The sequence below is a fragment of the Natronorubrum sp. A-ect3 genome (assembly GCF_041821125.1).
Lineage (GTDB): Archaea > Halobacteriota > Halobacteria > Halobacteriales > Natrialbaceae > Natronorubrum > Natronorubrum bangense.
This window is the reverse complement of the sequence record NZ_JBGUBB010000001.1, coordinates 134,603-152,978: the sequence shown is the minus strand read 5'-3', so window position 1 is coordinate 152,978 and position 18,376 is coordinate 134,603. Positions and strand designations below refer to the sequence as shown.

The 18,376-nt window shown below is 61.1% G+C and carries 16 protein-coding genes; 11 read left to right on the top strand and 5 right to left on the bottom strand.

Annotated elements, in window-relative coordinates; genetic code table 11:
- Window positions 1-14 precede the first annotated feature (14 nt).
- Complete coding sequence (locus ACERJA_RS00685; protein ID WP_373606448.1) at window positions 15-1,751, top strand: cation:proton antiporter; 1,737 nt, start codon at window positions 15-17, stop codon at window positions 1,749-1,751.
- Window positions 1,744-3,432: a cation:proton antiporter gene (locus tag ACERJA_RS00680; RefSeq protein WP_373606447.1), complete on the top strand. Its 1,689-nt coding sequence runs from the start codon at window positions 1,744-1,746 to the stop codon at window positions 3,430-3,432. The genes ACERJA_RS00685 and ACERJA_RS00680 overlap by 8 nt, the downstream gene beginning before the upstream one ends.
- A 135-nt stretch (window positions 3,433-3,567) precedes the next feature.
- Here ACERJA_RS00680 and ACERJA_RS00675 read toward each other — a convergent pair whose 3' ends face one another.
- The gene (locus ACERJA_RS00675; protein WP_373606446.1) at window positions 3,568-5,235 is read right to left on the bottom strand and encodes a cation:proton antiporter; all 1,668 of its coding nucleotides are present in this window, start codon (window positions 5,233-5,235) and stop codon (window positions 3,568-3,570) included.
- A complete protein-coding gene (locus ACERJA_RS00670) occupies window positions 5,228-6,982 on the bottom strand; it encodes a cation:proton antiporter (RefSeq protein WP_373606445.1) in 1,755 nt (584 codons plus the stop codon). Before ACERJA_RS00670 ends, ACERJA_RS00675 begins: the two co-directional genes overlap by 8 nt.
- A 147-nt stretch (window positions 6,983-7,129) precedes the next feature.
- Here ACERJA_RS00670 and ACERJA_RS00665 point away from each other — a divergent pair, with 147 nt between their 5' ends.
- From ACERJA_RS00665 to ACERJA_RS00655, 3 genes are all read left to right on the top strand, one after another.
- Complete coding sequence (locus tag ACERJA_RS00665; protein ID WP_373606444.1) at window positions 7,130-7,627, top strand: cation:proton antiporter regulatory subunit; 498 nt, start codon at window positions 7,130-7,132, stop codon at window positions 7,625-7,627.
- Window positions 7,628-7,661: 34 nt separating this feature from the next.
- A complete protein-coding gene (locus ACERJA_RS00660; RefSeq protein WP_373606443.1) occupies window positions 7,662-8,939 on the top strand; it encodes a cation:proton antiporter in 1,278 nt (425 codons plus the stop codon).
- A gap of 90 nt (window positions 8,940-9,029) precedes the next feature.
- A complete protein-coding gene (locus ACERJA_RS00655; protein WP_373606442.1) occupies window positions 9,030-9,695 on the top strand; it encodes an HAD family hydrolase in 666 nt (221 codons plus the stop codon).
- 26 nt (window positions 9,696-9,721) lie between these two features.
- Here ACERJA_RS00655 and ACERJA_RS00650 read toward each other — a convergent pair whose 3' ends face one another.
- The 3 genes from ACERJA_RS00650 to ACERJA_RS00640 all read right to left on the bottom strand — a co-directional run bounded on the left by ACERJA_RS00650 (window position 9,722) and on the right by ACERJA_RS00640 (window position 11,332).
- Complete coding sequence (locus tag ACERJA_RS00650) at window positions 9,722-10,117, bottom strand: hypothetical protein (RefSeq protein ID WP_373606441.1); 396 nt, start codon at window positions 10,115-10,117, stop codon at window positions 9,722-9,724.
- A gap of 23 nt (window positions 10,118-10,140) precedes the next feature.
- Window positions 10,141-10,608, bottom strand: coding sequence for a DUF2240 family protein (locus tag ACERJA_RS00645; protein ID WP_006067732.1), 468 nt, complete (start codon window positions 10,606-10,608; stop codon window positions 10,141-10,143).
- 79 nt (window positions 10,609-10,687) lie between these two features.
- Complete coding sequence (locus ACERJA_RS00640; protein ID WP_373606440.1) at window positions 10,688-11,332, bottom strand: ribonuclease H; 645 nt, start codon at window positions 11,330-11,332, stop codon at window positions 10,688-10,690.
- Window positions 11,333-11,486: 154 nt separating this feature from the next.
- On the opposite strand from ACERJA_RS00640, the gene ACERJA_RS00635 reads away from it, so the two are divergent.
- The 6 genes from ACERJA_RS00635 (at window position 11,487) to ACERJA_RS00610 (ending at window position 18,361) form a co-directional block, all read left to right on the top strand.
- Window positions 11,487-13,091, top strand: a complete 1,605-nt coding sequence (locus ACERJA_RS00635; protein ID WP_373606439.1) for an ABC transporter substrate-binding protein — start codon at window positions 11,487-11,489, stop codon at window positions 13,089-13,091.
- Between the two features lie 81 nt (window positions 13,092-13,172).
- Complete coding sequence (locus tag ACERJA_RS00630; RefSeq protein WP_373606438.1) at window positions 13,173-14,162, top strand: ABC transporter permease; 990 nt, start codon at window positions 13,173-13,175, stop codon at window positions 14,160-14,162.
- Window positions 14,159-15,166, top strand: coding sequence for an ABC transporter permease (locus tag ACERJA_RS00625; RefSeq protein ID WP_373606437.1), 1,008 nt, complete (start codon window positions 14,159-14,161; stop codon window positions 15,164-15,166). Before ACERJA_RS00630 ends, ACERJA_RS00625 begins: the two co-directional genes overlap by 4 nt.
- Window position 15,167: 1 nt before the next feature.
- Complete coding sequence (locus ACERJA_RS00620) at window positions 15,168-16,445, top strand: ABC transporter ATP-binding protein (RefSeq protein WP_373606436.1); 1,278 nt, start codon at window positions 15,168-15,170, stop codon at window positions 16,443-16,445.
- Window positions 16,442-17,749, top strand: a complete 1,308-nt coding sequence (locus ACERJA_RS00615) for an ABC transporter ATP-binding protein (RefSeq protein ID WP_373606435.1) — start codon at window positions 16,442-16,444, stop codon at window positions 17,747-17,749. Before ACERJA_RS00620 ends, ACERJA_RS00615 begins: the two co-directional genes overlap by 4 nt.
- A gap of 246 nt (window positions 17,750-17,995) precedes the next feature.
- Window positions 17,996-18,361, top strand: coding sequence for a hypothetical protein (locus ACERJA_RS00610; protein WP_373606434.1), 366 nt, complete (start codon window positions 17,996-17,998; stop codon window positions 18,359-18,361).
- Window positions 18,362-18,376: the final 15 nt, after the last annotated feature.

Genomic DNA, 18,376 nt, shown 5'->3' with positions numbered 1-18,376 from the left:
TGAACTACTCATTAATGAGTGAAATTGCCCTCGCGGCTGACTTTGCGATTATTATCGTCGTTGCGACGATCGTTGGCCTGATCGCCCGCCAGACGGGCCAGCCGACGATCATCGCCTACATTCTGACGGGGCTGATCCTCGGCCCGGTGATGTTCGACATCGTCACCGAGGAGGGGCTCGTCGAGAGCATGGCCGAACTCGGGCTCGGATTCTTGCTCTTTTTGCTCGGGATGAAGATGCGATTCGACGACATTCGGGAGATTTTACGCCCGATCATCAACATCGCTGTCTGGCAGACGATCCTCCAGACAGCACTCGCACTCGCAGTCGCGTGGGCGCTCGGGTTCGACCCGACTGAAGTCGTCATCATCGCGTTGGCGACCGTCTTCGGCGCGACGCCAATCATTGTCAAGATCTTGACCGACAAAGACGAGATCACCGCGCTGCCGGGGAAGATCGACGTCGGCGTCCTCATCGTTCAGGACATCTATCTCGTTATCATCCTTGCCTTGCTCGGTGCCGACGAACTTGGCAGCGCAAGCGAAATCGCAACCACACTCGGCGTTATCGCCGTCATGATGACCTTTATCGGTCTCTTCTCGATCGCGTCTTCCCGATATCTCCTACCGAAACTGTTCCGCCGAATCGCGGACAACAAGGACGTTTTCCTCGTCGTCTCCATTGCGTGGGCGTTTCTCTTTATTGCCGTCTCCGAGCAGTTCGATCTCTCCCTCGAGGTCGGAGCATTCCTCGCCGGTATCAGTCTCGCCCAGTTGCCCTACAGCAAGGAACTTGAGGACCGAATTACGCCGATCACGGACTTCTTTATCCTCGTCTTCTTCGCCAGCATCGGGCTTCGACTCGCAGCAGACGACCTGCTTGCCTACTGGCTCGAGGCGATCATCGCCTCGGTGGTGTTGATGGTCGGCAACTTCTGGATCATGTTCTATCTGATCGACCGAGAGGATTTCAGCGTCGAAACCTCCTTCCTCGGGGCGATCAACATGGTGCAGGTCAGTGAGTTCTCGCTGGTCGTCGGTGCGCTTGCAGTCCAGCAGGGCTATATCGGCACGGACGTCCTCGGCTATCTGAGCCTGATGGCGCTCATGACGATGAGCGTCTCGACGTACATCATCAACTACAACCACACGATTTACGCACGGGCGAAGCCGTGGTTCAGCCGCTTCGAGTCCAAATCCAAAAGCGATGTTGAGCTGAAATCGTACGACGATCACGCTATCGCCATCGGCTACGACGAGGTCACCCAGCAGGTGTTGCCGTTGCTCGAGGACAAATACGAGGACGTCGTCATCATCGACCGCCGGACGGACCATATCGAGGAACTCGAGGAGGAAGGGCGATACGACGCCATCTACGGCGACTTCCGTCATGGCGAGATTCGCAAGGAGGCAAATCTGAAAAACGCCTCGTTCGTCCTGAGTTCGACCGTCCAGTTGGACGTGAACAAGGCGCTGCTCAATGAGGTGAGCGACGACGCGACCGTCTTCGTCGAGGCCGAGCGGATCGACGACGCACGCGAGCTCTACGACCGCGGTGCAGCATACGTGATCATGAGTACCTACCTGACCGCCGAAAAGCTGAGCGAGTACCTCGAATGGTACGTCTCCGACCCGGCATCGTTCGACGAGGCAGTCGAACGTGATATCGAACGGATCACCAGGCGGGCACGCAGTGATCCGACCGATCGCCAGTGGCAGTGGGTCGAGTCGGAAGGTGATAGCGATGACTGACCTGATCACTGCACTCGCGGTCGTCTTCGTGACGGCCGGCGTGTTCTTGCTGATCGCCAATCAGTTCTCGCTCTCGCCGATCCCATTTTATCTGCTGGCGGGGCTGGTCACCGGCACGATCGTCGCGGAACCCGAACTTATCGAACTCGCTCAGTGGGGGATCGCGTTTCTGGTGTTCACGTTCGGCTTCCGGACGGACTTCAGTTCCGTCGAGTCAGTGCTCAGAGACGCCGAGACGGCGGCCGTCACACAGCTGCTCGTTGTCGGCCCGGTCGCGTTCGGCGTGGCCCATCTCGTGTTCGGCTTCGGCCTCGAGAACGCCGTCTACTTCGCGATCGCTGCGACATTGAGTTCGACGATCGTCGGCGCACGCGAACTCGAGCAGGAGATTCGAAGCAATCTCGTTCACGGCCGGCTCGCCTCCTCAGTTCATTTCTTCGACGATCTGCTCGCGATCGGTCTGATCGTGGTTCTCTCGGCCGAACAGTACACCGCGACGCTTCTGACCTCGAAGATCGGCTACGGCGTGATTTTCCTGCTCATAGCGCTGTTGGTCTACCGACACGGATTCCCGCTGCTCGTCCGACTTGCCGGTGACTCAGACGAACTCGTGATGATGGGGAGTATCTCGATCCTTATCGCGTTCATTGCAGGGGCCGAACTCGCCGGCGTTTCGATCGTCGTCGGCGCGTTCGCGGCTGGGATCGCGATTCGAGGCGACGACGTCTCCGCGCTCGGTGTTCAAAACGGGATCGCATCCATTCGTGATTTCTTCGTCGCGATCTTCTTCGTCACGCTCGGCGCACTTGTATCGATACCCAGTGCCAGCGTGCTCGTGGTGGCGCTCGCGCTCACCGTTCTCGTGTTGGTTGCCAACCCACTCGTGCTCATGTTCGCGTTCGTCTACGAAGGCTACGACGCCCGAACTGCGTTCCTCTCGAGTACGAGTCTCAACCAGATCAGCGAACTTTCGCTCGTGATCGCGATTCAGGCGCTGTTGCTCGGGAGCATCTCCGAGACCCTTTTCGATGCGATCATCCTCGCGGCTGCTGCGACGATGATCCTGACGTCGGTTGCCAGACGATACGAGGAACCGGTCTATCGGTCCCTCATCGAGCGGCTCGTTTCCGGACGACAGACGCGCAAGATCGACGACCGGAGTGCGGTCGACGACGATCTCGAGGACCACATCGTCATCGTCGGCTACGGCCGGCAGGGACGTCGCGTCGTCGAAACCTGTGAACGCCTCGGCCGCGAGTACGTCGTCATGGACAACGATCCCGTGCTCTGGGACGACATGCGCGCGGAGTGTCACAACTACGTGTTCGGCGATGCCCTGTCCACCTATCCGTGGACGAAAGCTCGCGTCAGTGAGGCGTCACTGGTCGTCTCGACTGTCGACCACCGTCCCGTCTCCGAGGCCGTCCTCGAGGTCGAGACCGACGCGGACGTGATACTGCGATCGGAGACCGCTGCGGAAGCGCAGGCGTTACTCGAGCAGGGTGCGACCTACGTGAGCGTCCCGAACGTGCTTGCCGGAGATCATCTCACAGAACTCGTCTACGCTGTCGGAACCGACAAGACCGACACGGAGACGCTCAAGGACGAACACCTCGACTACTTCGACGCCCTCGAGCGACATGGCTTCGCGAGTCGCGGCCGGTGGGGCAAAACGGATTGAGACGGTCTGACGAGAGACGGCTTCGGCTGTCTCCTCGTTGTGCTGGTATCAGCCACTGACCAGCCCCCAGTTCGTCGCGTTGCACGACCAGCCATCGATGCTCCCTCGTCTGCGAGCGTGACGAACGCAGTCCCGTCAGCGCTGGCGTTGGGAGACCGGGTTGGTGCGTGGCTCGAGGTCAGTCAGCTGTTCGTCGCGAAGTTCCTCGGGTGTCAGCTCGCCGTCTAACACGGCTTGAAGCTGTTGGACCAGCCGCTGCCCGGCGAGGAGTTCCGAGACACTGACGTACAGTGCACCTGCCTCGAACAGTTCTAGCGCCGTCGCTCGATCGCTTTCCCGCAGGATAACGTCTGCCGAAAACTCAAGCGAGAGGAGACGCCTGGAAACGGGCTCGGAATCGATCGTCGAGACGATGAGTTTGGCATCCTCGGCGTTCGCTTTCTCCCAGCTGTACGACTCCATTGCATCGCCGAAGACGAACGCCGCACACTCGGAGGCGACTGTACGCTGGCGGCTCGGATCGTTCTCGATCACGACGTACGGCTGTCCGACCCGTTCACAGGTCTCGGCCAGGAATCGTCCTTGCCGACCGTAGCCAGCGATGATGACGTGGTCAGAGATCGTCTCGGGGACCTCGCTCCACTCGTCGATTTTCCCGTAGGTGCCATTAAGCAGGCCACGGTTTGCCAGCGCCCGATGGATTCGTTCGTCATGGCGTTGACTCACACTCGAGGTAATCATCGTCACGGCCGCGGCGAAGATGATCGCATCGAACACCGACTGAGAGAGCAGGCCCAACAGCAGCGCTTCGATCGCGATGATGAGTGCGAACTCGCTGACTTGGTCAGTGCTCAAACTGGTTAGCGTCGCCGACCGCGCCTCGTACCCCTTGTACATCAGAATCGCTGTCGCAACCGCCGGTTTCACAACTGCCGTCAGAACAACGAGAACAGCAGCGATAAGGAGCTTCTCGAGGGTCGGGAACGCCACGAGCGCGCCGACCGTGAGGAAGAAGATCGCGATGAAGAAGTCCTTGATTGACTCGAGACCGTTGAACAGGCCGAGATACTCCGTGGGCTCGTGACGGACTGCGAGGCCGGCAGCGAACGCGCCGATGACGATCGAGATGCCGGCGCTTTCGGCTGCACCGATAAACACCACGAGCAGTGAGATGACACTGATGATCATCAGCTCGTCCGAGCCGCCGGCAAATCGCCCGATCAGATCGAACAGATATCGGTTGACGAGCACAGCAGCGGCGAGCAATGCGAGCCCGTAGCCGAGCTGGGTCGCGATCGGGTCCGCAGCGAGTGTGCCGGCACCCAACACGAGCAGGAAGACGATCGCGAGCAGATCCTGAATGAAGTGGATCGATTTAGCGAGCCGGCCGTGGACGAGGTTCTGTCGAATCACCGTCCCGAGCAGTGCGGTTCCAACGATCGTCGAGGAAAGTGCCGCAGCGATTCCGAGGTAGATCGATTCCGCGAGCGGAACCCCAAGGACGAGCCCAGAGCCAACCCCGAGTGAGCCAACCACGAACACCTGTCCGACCGCAGCGATTTCGCTGTCTGCAAGCACCGTCCGAACGGCGGAGAACTGGATACTGAGGCCAAAGGAGAACACGAGCAACGCGATCCCGTACTGGGCAAGTTCCAGCGTGGCCCCTTCGTCGATGAACAGGCCCGCGATGATCCCCGCGAGAATCAACAGCGGGACCGTCGGCAGTTTGAACCGGTTTGCCACCAGCAAGAACGGGCCAGCGATGATGAAGATGATCGAGACTGCGGTGAGCAGGTCAGTCATCGGTCTCACCTCCAGCGCGGTCGATCGCCCTCGGGAACGTCACCGAGCGGTGCAACAGCTCGAGTTCTTCCTCGATGGCTGCCATCAGCGTCTCCTCGTCTTCGAGATACGTCTCGAGCGATTCCGCGAGTCGTTCGGCAGCGAGATGGTCGCTCATAATCACACAGTGGGCACCGTGATCGTAGAGGTCGTGTGCGTCGTCGACTTCCTCGGCTTCGACGAAGACGATCGCGTCCTCGTCAGCTTCTCTGAGCAGTGCTTTGCTCACTGCAGGTTCGACCGACGACGAGAGGACGAAGTCGGCCTTTTTCAGGGCCGCGTCCTTCCGGATCGTTGAATTCCGGAAATCACCGTAAATCGTGTCATACCCCTCATCGTCGAGTGTTTCGATGTGTTCGACCGTCCGATCGACGACGACGACGTCGTCGTAGTGGTCTGCGAGGATCGGCAGGGCGCGACGAGTGACCTCGTCGTAGCCGATAACGACGGCGTGGTCGCGGTATTCCCGGCCGCCTCCCTCGAACTCGTCATCGGTGTCCCACCGCGAGAGTGCTGGTCTGAGGCGGGCGAACAGCTGGCGGTTGTACTCGATGAAATACACCGACGCACTCATCGTAAACAGCGCGAGCAAGGTGACGAAGCCGAGCACCTCCGCGTCGACGAAGCCCCCTTCGACGGCGACGGCGGTGACGATGATCCCGAACTCACTGATCTGCATCATGTTGATGCTGCCCAGAAACGTCGTCTCGAGGCTGAACTGTTGCCAGTCGATCAGCAGGAAGAAGATGATGAATTTGGCGGGCATCAACACCAGCGCGGCGATGACGGCTTCCTGTGAGTAGGCAAGCAACTGACTGGGCTCGAGATCCAGTGCGACCGTGACGAAAAACACCATGACGAACAGGTCAGTCAGCGGGTTGACACGGTCTTTGAGCTCCTTGCTGTAGGGGAGTTGGGCGATCGCCAGCCCGGCCAAGAACGCCCCCATCTCGATGGACATGTAGGCCTCGATGCCAAGCGGTGCGAGAAAGAGGTTGATGTTGTCGGAGACGAACACGAAGATGAACGCCCACGAGATGGCGATCAAGAAAAAGACCTCCTTGTTGTCGGCGATACGGCGGAAGACGACCGGCAACAGATAGCGAGAGGCCCCGATCGCTGCGACGGTAATGATCGCAACCAGTGTGAGCACGACGGCCAGCGTCGTCGCGATTTCGGCCACATCGTCGGGTCGACCGGCTGCCAGCACAGCCAGTAGAATAACGACGACGACGTCCTGGACGAGCAACACCCCGACGTCGATTTTGCCGTGCAAGGAGGTCGCGTCGTCCTTGTCAGTCAACATCTTGATGACGACTGCCGTCGAGCTGTACATCAGCGCGAGCCCGATAATAAACGCCTCGAGGAGGCTAAAGCCGAGTGCCATCGAGACACCCATGCTAACGATGGCAACCGCCGCCATCTGTGGGATCGATATTTTGACGATTGGGACGAGGACGTGACGAATCTCGTCGAGTCGCATCTTGATCCCGAGCAAAAACAGCAAGAACGCAAGCCCCAACTCGGAGAGCAGTTCCGTCATCTCGGTGACTTCAACGATGCCGAGGGCTGCCGGTCCCAGGATCACTCCCGTAATGATGTAGGCGATGACCGTCGGCTGGCCCGTCTGTTTTGCAATAAATCCGACAAGTGTCGCCGCGAGCAGAATAATCGCGAGATCGACAGTGAGGACTACCTCGGAAACCATTCGTTGGGGTCGTTCTGTTGGAGTGGATTAACAGTATCGAAAGCCGGACCGCGTCTCTCCCCTGCGACACGAAAGCGACGCCAAGCGACGGGTCTCGAGCGGGCGACCAGGCATTGTTTTAATAGGGACTGCGAGAGCCACTGACGTATGCCGATTACCGAAACCGATCTTCCCGGCGTCGGGAAGAAGTTCGAAATCGACCTCGAGGACGGCGAGACGCTCGTCATCGTCATCCATAACACGGGCAGGCGTGACGTGTTCCTCAAAGCGGACGACGATGCCGACTCAGAGCGGCTGTTCGAACTGTCAGACCAGCTCGCTCGGACGGTCGGAACCATCCTCGAGGGGGCGTACTTCCAGCCGATCAAGACCGATGACAAAGCGACGACGCTGGGGAACGGAACCAACATCGAATGGTTCGACGTGCCGGCGAACTCCCCGCTCGAGGGACGGTCACTCGCGGAGGTGCTTGCTGACAGCCGAATCGATGTCGCTATCGTTGCCGTCCAGCGCGGTGAGGACGTGATTCCGGCGTCGAAACCCAAAAAACGTCTCGACGAGGGAGACACGATTATCGCTGTCGGGACGAACGAGGATCTCGAACAGTTCGAAACGCTTCTCAGCGGCGACGACGAATCGGACTGATTCATGTCTGGAATGACAGCGGAGGTGGCCGACAGTGGCTGGTGAAACCGCACTACTCGACGCCGGTGTGCTCTTTGCTGCTGTTGCCCTTGCTGGATTGGTGGCAAACCGGATCAACCAGTCGGTGATTCCGCTTTACATCGTCATCGGCATGGTTCTCGGGGAGTACGTCCTCGGACGGATCGACTTCCCAGCGCTGCTCGGGACGGATCTCGTTCCACACGGTGCCGAACTCGCCCTGCTCGAGACCGACTTCATCCACCTCGGCGCCGAGTTGGGAATCGTCCTCCTGTTGTTCTTCCTCGGCCTCGAGTTCAATCTCGATCGGCTTATCGCCGCTAAAGAGCAGATCGGGAAGGCTGGGACCGTCGACCTCGTAATCAATTTCGGTGCCGGGCTGGTCCTTGGCTACGTCCTCTTCGGCTCGTTTCTCCCGGCCTTTCTCACTGCGGGAGTCGTCTACATCTCCTCAAGTGCGATCATCACAAAGTCGCTGATCGATCTGGGCTGGATCGCAAACGACGAGTCGAACCCGATGCTCGGAACGCTGGTTTACGAAGACCTGTTTATCGCGGTCTATCTGGCGGTCGCGTCGGCACTCGTTCTCGGCGGCGGTGACATCGGCGAGGCATTCGGTCAGATCGGAATCGCCGTCGGCTTCATCATCGTGTTGCTGCTGTTGGTCTATCTGGGGACGGCGTGGTTCCAGCGCAGTCTGGAAATTAACTCCAACGAGTTCACCGTCCTGCGAGCGCTCGGCATTACAGTCCTCATTTCGGGGGCAGCACTCTCGCTTGGGGTCAGTGAAGCCGTGGCCGCGTTCTTTGTCGGGATGGCCTTCTCCTCGACGGGACACGTCCACGAGCTCGAAAACTTGCTCGAACCACTCCGTGACACCTTCGCCGCCGTGTTTTTCTTCTGGATCGGGCTGATCACCGATCCGACGCTGTTTCTCGACGTGCTGTGGATCATCGCGGCGGCCGTCCTGCTGACCACCCCGACGAAACTGGTCAGTGGTTACCTTGGTGGTCGAATCTACGACCTCGACGAACGCCGGTCGCTCCGAGTCGGGCTCGGGATGACCACCCGTGGCGAGTTCTCGCTCATCATTGCAAGTATCGCACTCGCCGGTGCCGGCATCGGGCTTTCTGAGGGCATCGCAGACGATATCTACGCGTTTGCCGTCGGCTACGTCCTGTTTATGAGTATCCTCGGAACCACGCTCATGCAGTACTCGGACAGGATCGAAGCTACCATCGTTCCGATGCTCGAAGGCGACAGCGAGCTGTCGACCCACCCAAGCGACGACTGACGGGGGAGCCGTCGGCCAGACGTTCTCGAGCAGGTTTCGACGCCATCGAAAAGGGATAGCTTCAACCGTCTCGAGCCCCCTGTGACTGCTATGCCACGGGCGGTCGTCTTCGACCTCGATTACACACTCGCCGTGCCCACACAAGACCGAACCACGATTCTGCAGGAGGCAGCCGCCACCGCCGGTGCGCCACCACTGACACGTGAGGCCTACCTCGAGGCCCATCGGCGCAACCTCACCCGCGAGACGCGGGAGCCTATTTTCGCCGACTTACTCGAGGGACGGGAGACCGACGCCGACCCGGCTGCCGTCGCCGACGCCTACCGGCAGACGATCGCCGAGACGCTCGAGCCGTTGCCCGGCGTCGAATCGATGCTCGAGGATCTCAAGGGAGAGTACCGCGTCGGACTGCTCACCAACGGCCCCGTTCGCGCCCAGCGAGACAAACTGTCGACACTCGGCTGGGAACGAGCCTTCGACGCCGCGCTCGTGACCGGCGAACTCGAGGCCGGCAAACCGGACCGCCGTGCGTTCGACGCGATCGTCGGCGAACTCGACGTCGCTCCCGACGAGGCCGTCTACATCGGCGACGAAGTCGAAGCCGACATCTACGGCGCGACGAACGCCGGCCTCGAGGCCGTGCAGGTGCTGCTCGAGGACGGCCCCGACCCTGACCCACGGGCCACCGCCCACGTCGAACAGTCGACTGTCGGCGAGCAGGTTCCTGACGTCGTTGGGGCGCTCGAGACACGATAAGAACGAAACGGGCTATTTTGGGCGCGTTACTCGCTCGAGTCCGTCTGCAGCGATCGACAAACCGCCTGTACCACGTCCGAACCACGTTTGACCGCCGCGCCGTGTTCGACGAAGACGAGCGTTCGAGGCGGCTCGGTCGCTTTCGGTCGCACGCGAAGTTCCAACTCCTTGGCTGTCTCAGCGGCGACGTCCTGTCCAGCCTCGAACTCGAGGCGGGCCCGGTCGTCGTGGACGAACACGCGTGCAATTCGCTCGCCAGCGAGCGTTACGTCATACGCACGCGCGCCGTCGACCGTCGGCTCGACATCGCGATCGGCGTTCGTGACCTGAACCGACCCGAGTGGTCCATCTTCCCGGCCGTCGAGTTCAGACGCAAGTAGTTCGGCGATCCGGCGGCCATCGGTGATCCGTTCCTCGACCATACGCGTGGTCGGTCGGCCGGCAACTAACGCCCTTCGGCTTGCCCGTCATCACAGAGCGTCGAGCGAGCGACGGGGAGCAGGTCGGAGACGTCGATCCCTTCCCGGCGAGCGTAGACGACGGCGGCGACTTCGATCGTCAAGCCGAGCTCCTGCTGGAGTGTGTTGATCGCGCCGACGGCCTCGTGTTTCTCGACGCCTTCGGCGACGAGGCTCTCGAGGACGCGTTCGAACGCGGAGCGTTCCTGCAGGAGGTCCTCGTCGGGAACGAACTCCTCGGGGACCGTCACGTCGGCCGTCTCGAACGTCGTCTCGAGGGCCCCATCGACTCGCTCGAGGAGCCCCTCCTGTGTCGCGATATCGATCAGGCGTTTTGACTGGTCGGGCGAAAACCAGTCCCGGTCGAGCGAGAGCGCGACGACGAACTCGTTTTCCTGCAGGCGCTGAGTGCCGTTCTGGATAAACGGCGCAGCAACGGCGACGCGAAGGCTCATCGAGTATGCATCTTCCGAACGACGAAATAACGGTGGCGGTTCCGGTCGACGTCAGCTCGAGGCTGGACCAGCGTGTGAGTCAGTCCGAAGCGCGTCCGCCGCCGGTGTTGCGGTCGGCACGGGACGGCGGCGGGAACTGGGCCTGTGCTGCCGACGGCTCTGGCATTTCGGGGAGGACACAGCGGTTTAGCTCCTGATTGACGTGCTGGTAGCGGTCGGGTGTGTTCGCGAGCGGGTGGGCAGGATTTTGGTCGCTATCGATACGCGCGGCCCGAACCTCGCCGAAGCCGTGGAGTCGAGCCAGAATACCCCGCCAGTGATAGCGTGTCGCGGCAGGGATGGAGACGGGCCGTGGTGGTTTCCCGTCGGGATGGTTCGTCGCGAGGATCGTGCTGTTGACGTTGCTGGCGAGGTCGTCGTGGTCGATGAGGACGCCGACACGGGCGTCTCGAGGGGCACGAGCTGCCAGTACGTCGAGGCCGAGATGGAGTGCTCGATACTCGGCGACGTTGTTGTCGGGCGGCATATCCGTGGTTGCGACGCGGGCAACACGGGTGCCGTCGCGCGTTTCGATGACAGCGCCCAATCCACCGCCCGACTCCCGGAACGACCCATCAGTAGCGACGTAGAAGTCACGATGGTGGGTCCGCGGGGGGTGGGCGATGTGGGGTGTGGGCGACTCGTCGAACAGGTCACGCAGTGCGGACCGGCCGTGAGCGGCCATATCTGTAGTATGTGATGAGACGGATTTAAGTTTGTGGGTGAATCACGTGGCACGAGAGAGGATTCCAGCAGTTTTTTCCATGTGGAAAAGGGAACTATATATTTCCACCGGCGCTACCAATATTTATAAACGTCTGGTTGTATTCCTATGATATATGAAGGGTGCTACCAATCAGAGTGTCGATCGGCGAACGTTACTGAAGCTCACGGGAGTCGCTGGGGCGACGACCGGCCTCGGTGCCCTTGCTGGCTGTTTGGGCGATCCCAACGGGGAAGGGGATCTCGATATAGACTCGCTCACGATTACGCAGGGAGAGTTCCCCGACGTCGAAGATCCGAACGACCACATCACGGGACCATACTTTAACGTATACGATCACGTCTACGAGCCGCTGTTCGACGTTACGCCGGGTGAAGAGCCCGAAGGCCGCATCGTCGAAGACTGGGAACACGGTGACGACGGCACGGTCGAACTCACGATTCGTGACGACGTCGTCTTCCATCAGGGACAAGAGCTGACCGCGGAAGATATCGCGTTTACTCTTGAGCGACAGATCGATCCTGACGTTCCGCCGGCCTCAGATCAGGTCGCCGGGCTCGGCTCGATCGAGGGTGCGGAGGCGCTTGACGACACGACCCTCGAACTGTCCTACAGCGGGGCGGCCCAACTCGCGGAGTTCGAGTTCGGTAACTACCTCCGAGCCGTCAGTCAGGAGTGGTACGAGAACGACGCACCGACGACCGACGACGGCGTCATTTCCGGTGACGACGCCGAGGCATTCAACGGCACCGGTCCGTACCAAGTTACCGAGTACAACCCGGGCCAGAATCGAATCGTCATGGAGCCGTTCGATGAGTACTGGGGCGACGAGCCAAACGTCGGCGAACTGGTCTTCGAGGGCGAGACCTCCGACTCAGGTCGCGTGAGCTCGCTGCTGGCCGACGAGACCAACTTCGTCGACAACGTCCAGCCCGGCGAAGTCGGAAACGTCGAAGACGACGACGACGCACGAATCGAGGAAGTGACCTCGTTCCGCAACATCTTCCTGCCGATGAAAAACGAGGTCGAGCCGTTCGACAGCGAAGAGTTCCGGCAGGCGATGAACTACGCCGTCGACAACGAGGAGATCATCAGCGACATCCTGAACGGCTTCGGTGCCCCGATGTCCCAGCCGACGCCGCCGGAAGTCAACGGATACAATCCGGACCTCGATCCCTACGAACACGACTTAGAGCAGGCCGAGGAACTCGTCGAAGAGGCAGGACACACGGAGGATGACCCAGCCGACATCACGCTCACCGTCCCCGAGGGCCGGTACTTAAACGACGCCGAGGTCGGCGAACGCGCGGCCGACCAGATCGACCAGCTTCCGAACGTCGATTGTGACTTCGAGACCGTCCCGTTCGACGTGGTTTCGGATGCGAACTCTGCCGGCGTCGACCACGAGGAGATTCCGTTCTTCCTGATCGGCTGGGGAGTCATCACGGGCGATGCCGACTACGGCATGTTCGGGTTCTTCCACGACGACGGCGGCGTCCAGAGCTTCCGCGACGAGGAACTGCAGACGGCCCTCGAGGAGTCACAAGTCGAGGACGACCCCGAGGAACGAGAGGCCCTTCTCCAGGACATCAACGAGATGGCCCGGGAAAAGGCGCCGTGGGTCTTCCTCCACCAGCAACAGAGCATCTACGGGCTTGACGCCGACATCGAGTGGGACGCCCGCGAAGACGAGAGCGTCTTCGTCTGGGAGATGAGCTAACCGCCGGGCTGGCCCCGGCTCCGCAACGATTGAGAACGAAAACGCCTTATTCAAAACAGCTAACCGCAGGACGTGAACTGAATGGCCTTTGGAAAATTTCTGATACGACGGCTCCTGCAGGGGGTGTTCGTCATCTGGGGTGTCGTGACGATCACGTTCGCCCTACGAGCGCTTTCGCCAGGCGATCCCGTGAACTTGATTGCGGGTCAGGTCCCCGATCAGTCGACGCGGGACCAGATCCGACAGGATCTCGGCCTCGATCAGCCGATGTACGTACAGTATTTTGATTACCTTGGCAATCTGCTAACTGGGAACCTGGGGTACTCATACAATCAGCGTCGCGCGGTCAACGATATTATCGCACAGCACTTCGCGGCGACAGTCGAACTCGCCGTGGCGGCGACAGTCGTTGCGATCGTCATCGCGATCCCCCTCGGCGTCGTCAGTGCGACGCGGCGCGACCAGCCCGCCGACTACGCCGCGACGCTTGGCTCCCTCGTCGGGATCAGTACGCCGAACTTCTGGCTTGGGATCATGCTGATCCTGATCGTCGCCATGCAGGTCGGCGTGTTTCCTACGTCCGGCCGGGGCATCGCATTCCACGAGGCGATGTACAACCTGTTCCGGTACGGCTACGTCGCCGATCTGCTCTCGTGGCTCAGCTATATCATTCTCCCGGCAATTACGCTGGGAACGTACTTCACGGCGCTGATCACGCGGCTGACCAGAAGCGGCATGATCGACGAACTCGGGAAGCCGTACGTGACCGCGACGGAAGCCAAGGGGCTTCCACGGACGCTGGTCCGGTACAAACACGTCCTCCGGAACACACTGATCCCGATCATCACGGTCCTCGGGCTCCAGCTCGGGACGCTGATGGGCGGCGCGGTGATTACGGAGGAGGTGTTCAACTGGCCCGGACTGGGACAGATGTTCATCACGTCGCTTCGAAACGGTGACTGGCCGGTCGTCCAAGGGATCGTGCTGTTCATCGCAGTCGCGTTCGTGCTGATCAACATCCTGGTTGACGCGCTCTACGCGCGGCTGAACCCGCAGGTGACCGACAGATGATTTCGAATCGAATCAAATCAAATCTGACGAAGGAACTGCGTCGGAGCTTGTTGGCGAAACTTGGGATCGTTATTTTCGTTTCGATCCTCCTCATGGGGCTGTTCGCTCCGGTGTTGGCGACGCACAATCCCCACGAGCAGGGCCACAGCGACGATGTCGGCGCATCGTATCCGCCGCTCGGTCTGACCGACGAAATCACGATCGCCCAAGACGGCGAACGAGTGACCCACACCGTTGAAGGGACCAGCGAACACATTCTCGGAACGAACAACGTCGGACAGGACATCTATTCACGGTTCCTCTACGGCGCCCGGACCTCGCTGCTCGTCGGACTTTCCGGAACGCTGCTCGCGACCGCGATCGGCGTCCCCGTCGGACTGGTGGCGGGCTACTTTGGCGGCCGGGTTGACGACGGGCTCATGCGGATGGCGGACGTCATGCTGGCGTTCCCGTCGCTCGTCCTCGCGCTAGCGCTGATGGGCGCGTTCGGCAGGGGAACGATCGGTATCCCCGATCTGATCGTCGTGGCTGGCTTTGCGGACGGAATGCCCGAGACGATCACGTTTCCCGGAATGGTCACGGTGGTGGTCGCGCTCGTCACCTGGGTCTGGTTCGCACGCGTTGCCCGCGGAGAAGCGATGGCGATACGCAACGAGGAGTACGTCAAGGCAGCGCGCTCGCTCGGCGCGAACCACGCCACGATCATGCGCAAGCACGTCCTGCCCAACAGCCTGACACCGATCATCGTGCTCGCGACGATCCAGGTCGCGGCGATCATCCTCCTCGAGAGCTCGCTTTCCTACCTGGGGTTCTCGGGGACGACCCTGTCGTGGGGCTACGAGATCCAGCGGGGACACGACGTGATGCGCAACCAGTGGTGGGTCGCCACCATCCCGGGGATCGGAATCGTCCTCTCCGTGATCGGTGTCAACCTGCTCGGCGATTGGCTACGGGACGCCCTCGACCCGAACATCGAGGGCGAAGGTGCCGGAGGTGCCGGCTAGTATGACCGACGAAATTCTTCGAGTCGATGGACTGAAGACCAGGTTCTTCACCGACGAAGGTCAGGTGAACGCAGTAGACGGGATCGACCTCTCGATCGACCGCGGCGACACGTACGGCATCGTCGGCGAGAGCGGCAGCGGCAAGAGCGTCACGGCCCGTTCGATTATTGACCTGATCGAACCGCCGGGCGAGATCACCAACGGCGAGATCTGGTACCGCGATCCCGACCTCGCCGACGCGATCGCCGACGACTACCCGGACGCGATCGACGGCGATCGGATCGACCTGCTTCGAATCCCGCCGTCGGTTCGCCGCTCGCTGCGCGGGTCGAACTTCAGCATGATCTTTCAGGATCCCCAAAGCAGCTTCAACCCGACCATCACCGTCGGCGAGCAGATCGCCGAGGCGGTGGAGGTCCAGCGGCGCGCGAGCGCCAACCCTCGGTCAACCCGCGCACGATCGGAGGAGTACACGCTGACCTCGATGATCCTCGGATCGATGTTCTCCTCGAGACGGTACGTCTCGTCAGAGAGCCACGAGCAGGCGATCGAACTGCTCGAGCTGGTCGGCATCCCCGACCCCATCGAGCGAGCAGACGAGTACCCTCACGAGTACTCCGGCGGGATGCTTCAGCGGGCGATGATTGCCCAAGCGCTGGCCGGCGAGCCCGACGTGCTGATCGCCGACGAGCCGACGACGGCACTGGACGTGACCATTCAGGCCCAGATTCTGGATCTGCTCGACGACCTCCAGGAGGAACTGGGAATGACGATTCTTCTGATTACACACAACCTCGGCGTCGTCGCCCGTATGTGTGACCGCGTGGGCGTGATGTACGCCGGCGAAATCGTCGAACGCGGCACGCTCGAGGATGTTTTCGACGACCACATCCACCCCTACACGGCAGGACTACTCGGTTCGGTTCCCGACCTCGAGGGAGCGGCCGGCCGTCTCCAGCCGATTCCCGGGAACGTTCCGAGTCTCCTCGATCACGAGATGGAGAACCGATGTCATTTCGCCGACCGATGTCCGAAAGCCATGGAGGACTGCTTGGACCATCCGGCCGAGTATCCGGCGAGCGGCAGCGACGACCATACGGTGCGGTGTGTGCTCGCCGAAACGGGGTATGACGACAAGAGAGCGCTGCCCGGCGACTACTTCGACGGGACGGACCGGCCGGCCGGGGACAAACACGTCGGACCCGATGACCGCGACGAGGATCATGGCGAAGAACGGCAACATCCGCCGGCCGAAACCACCGGGGGTGAACACCAGTGAGTACCGACGAGCCGCTCGTCCGCGTCAAGAACCTCGAAAAGTACTTTTGGGAGAACGACTCGCTTCTCGATCAACTACTGGGCGACGAGCCGGTGCCCGTTCGAGCCGTCGACGGCGTGAGCCTCGACATCTATCGCGGGGAGACGCTAGGGCTGGTCGGGGAGTCCGGCTGCGGGAAATCGACGGCCGGCGAGACGCTGCTCCGACTGCAGGAGCCGACGGATGGACGCGTCGAGTTTGAAGGTGCGAACATCTACGAGATGGACGACACTGCGCTCGGAGAGTTCCGACGCGAAGCCCAGGTCGTCTTTCAGGACCCGTTCTCGAGTCTCGACCCCCGGATGACGATCGGGGAAATCGTCAGACAGCCACTCGACATCCACGACGTCGGGACGAACGCCGAGCGACGCGAGCGCGTCCAGGACCTCGTAGAGCGCGTCGGGCTCTCGGCGGACCAACTCGACCGCTACCCCCACGAGTTCTCCGGCGGCCAGCGCCAGCGGATCGGCATCGCCCGCGCGCTGGCACTCGAGCCCGACTTCCTGGTGCTTGACGAGCCGACCTCGGCGCTCGACGTCTCGGTGCAGGCGCAGGTGTTGAACCTGCTCGACGACCTGCAAGACGAGTTCGATCTGACCTACCTGCTGATCAGCCACGATCTCTCCGTGATACGTCACGTCTGTGACCGCGTCGCGGTAATGTATCTCGGCGAAATTATCGAGGTGGGGCCCGTTGGAGCGCTCTTCGACGATCCCAAACACCCCTACACGCAAGCCCTGCTCGAGAGCGTTCCACGCGCCTCGACCGAGGAGCGTGAGCGCGAGCGTGAGACGATCTCCGGCGACGTACCCTCGCCGCGCGATCCGCCGAGCGGCTGTCGGTTTCGAACCCGCTGTCCAAAGGTGATCCCGCCCGAGGATCTCGAGATTGAACAGGAAACCTATCGCGCCCTGATGGACGTCCGCGAGCGAGTCGAGGACCGCGATATCTCGCTTGCCACTGTCGGCGACGACGGCCAGTTCGACCCTGCAGATGGTGGCGTTCCGGACGCAGACGTCCCTGCCTTCGTCGCAGCGCTCAAAGCGCGGTTGCTCGAGACCGAGTTGCCCTCACGCCACGACGCGATCGTCGAAGACGCACTCGCCGAGCTGGCCGACGAAAACTGGACGGATGCCGCCGAGCGGTTACGGGCGAGCTACGAGAGTGTTTGCGAACGGGATCGTCCCACACTCGGTGACGGGCCCCATCCAGTCGCCTGTCACCTCCACGAGACGGGAACACGAACCGGCGGGTCGGGCGACTGAACTCGGTCGTTCGTACATCACTCCCTGGTCGTGTCGCTGTCTATCCGGCGGTGAGCCGGAATACTCGCTCTCGAGTGTTGCAGCATCGAGGTGAAACCAACAACCGTCTCTCCTCCTGAGTGTCGATACAACCCACTCTGACGGCCTCAACAGACCGGGTTTCCGTACTCGAGTTGTCGGTCGCACAGCCGGTGACCCAATCTGTGTTGGCAGCAGGTGTAATATGGCGTAGTTCCTCGAAGAGGTATGAACGACGCAACTGCCACTCGGATGGAAGCAGCGTGTTCACTCCTTGCGGAGTCAGAACGCCGATATCTGCTCTACGAACTGGCAACCCACAGCGGCGCGAACCTCGATGACGTCGTCGGTCAGATTGCCGCGTGGGAACACGACGACGATCAGACACAGGTCGACGACGAAACCAGACAGCGTGTCTACGTTTCGCTGGTCCACAACCATCTGCCTCGCCTCGCAGATTACGGGATCATCGAGTACGACCTTCGAAGCGGTGACATCGTCCTCGACGACGGCTTCGACGACATCAAGCCGCTGTTAACCCAGTTCAAACAGACCGAAGACGACCCGACACTCCGTCGACTCTCATCGCTGTGAACTGACCGAATTCTC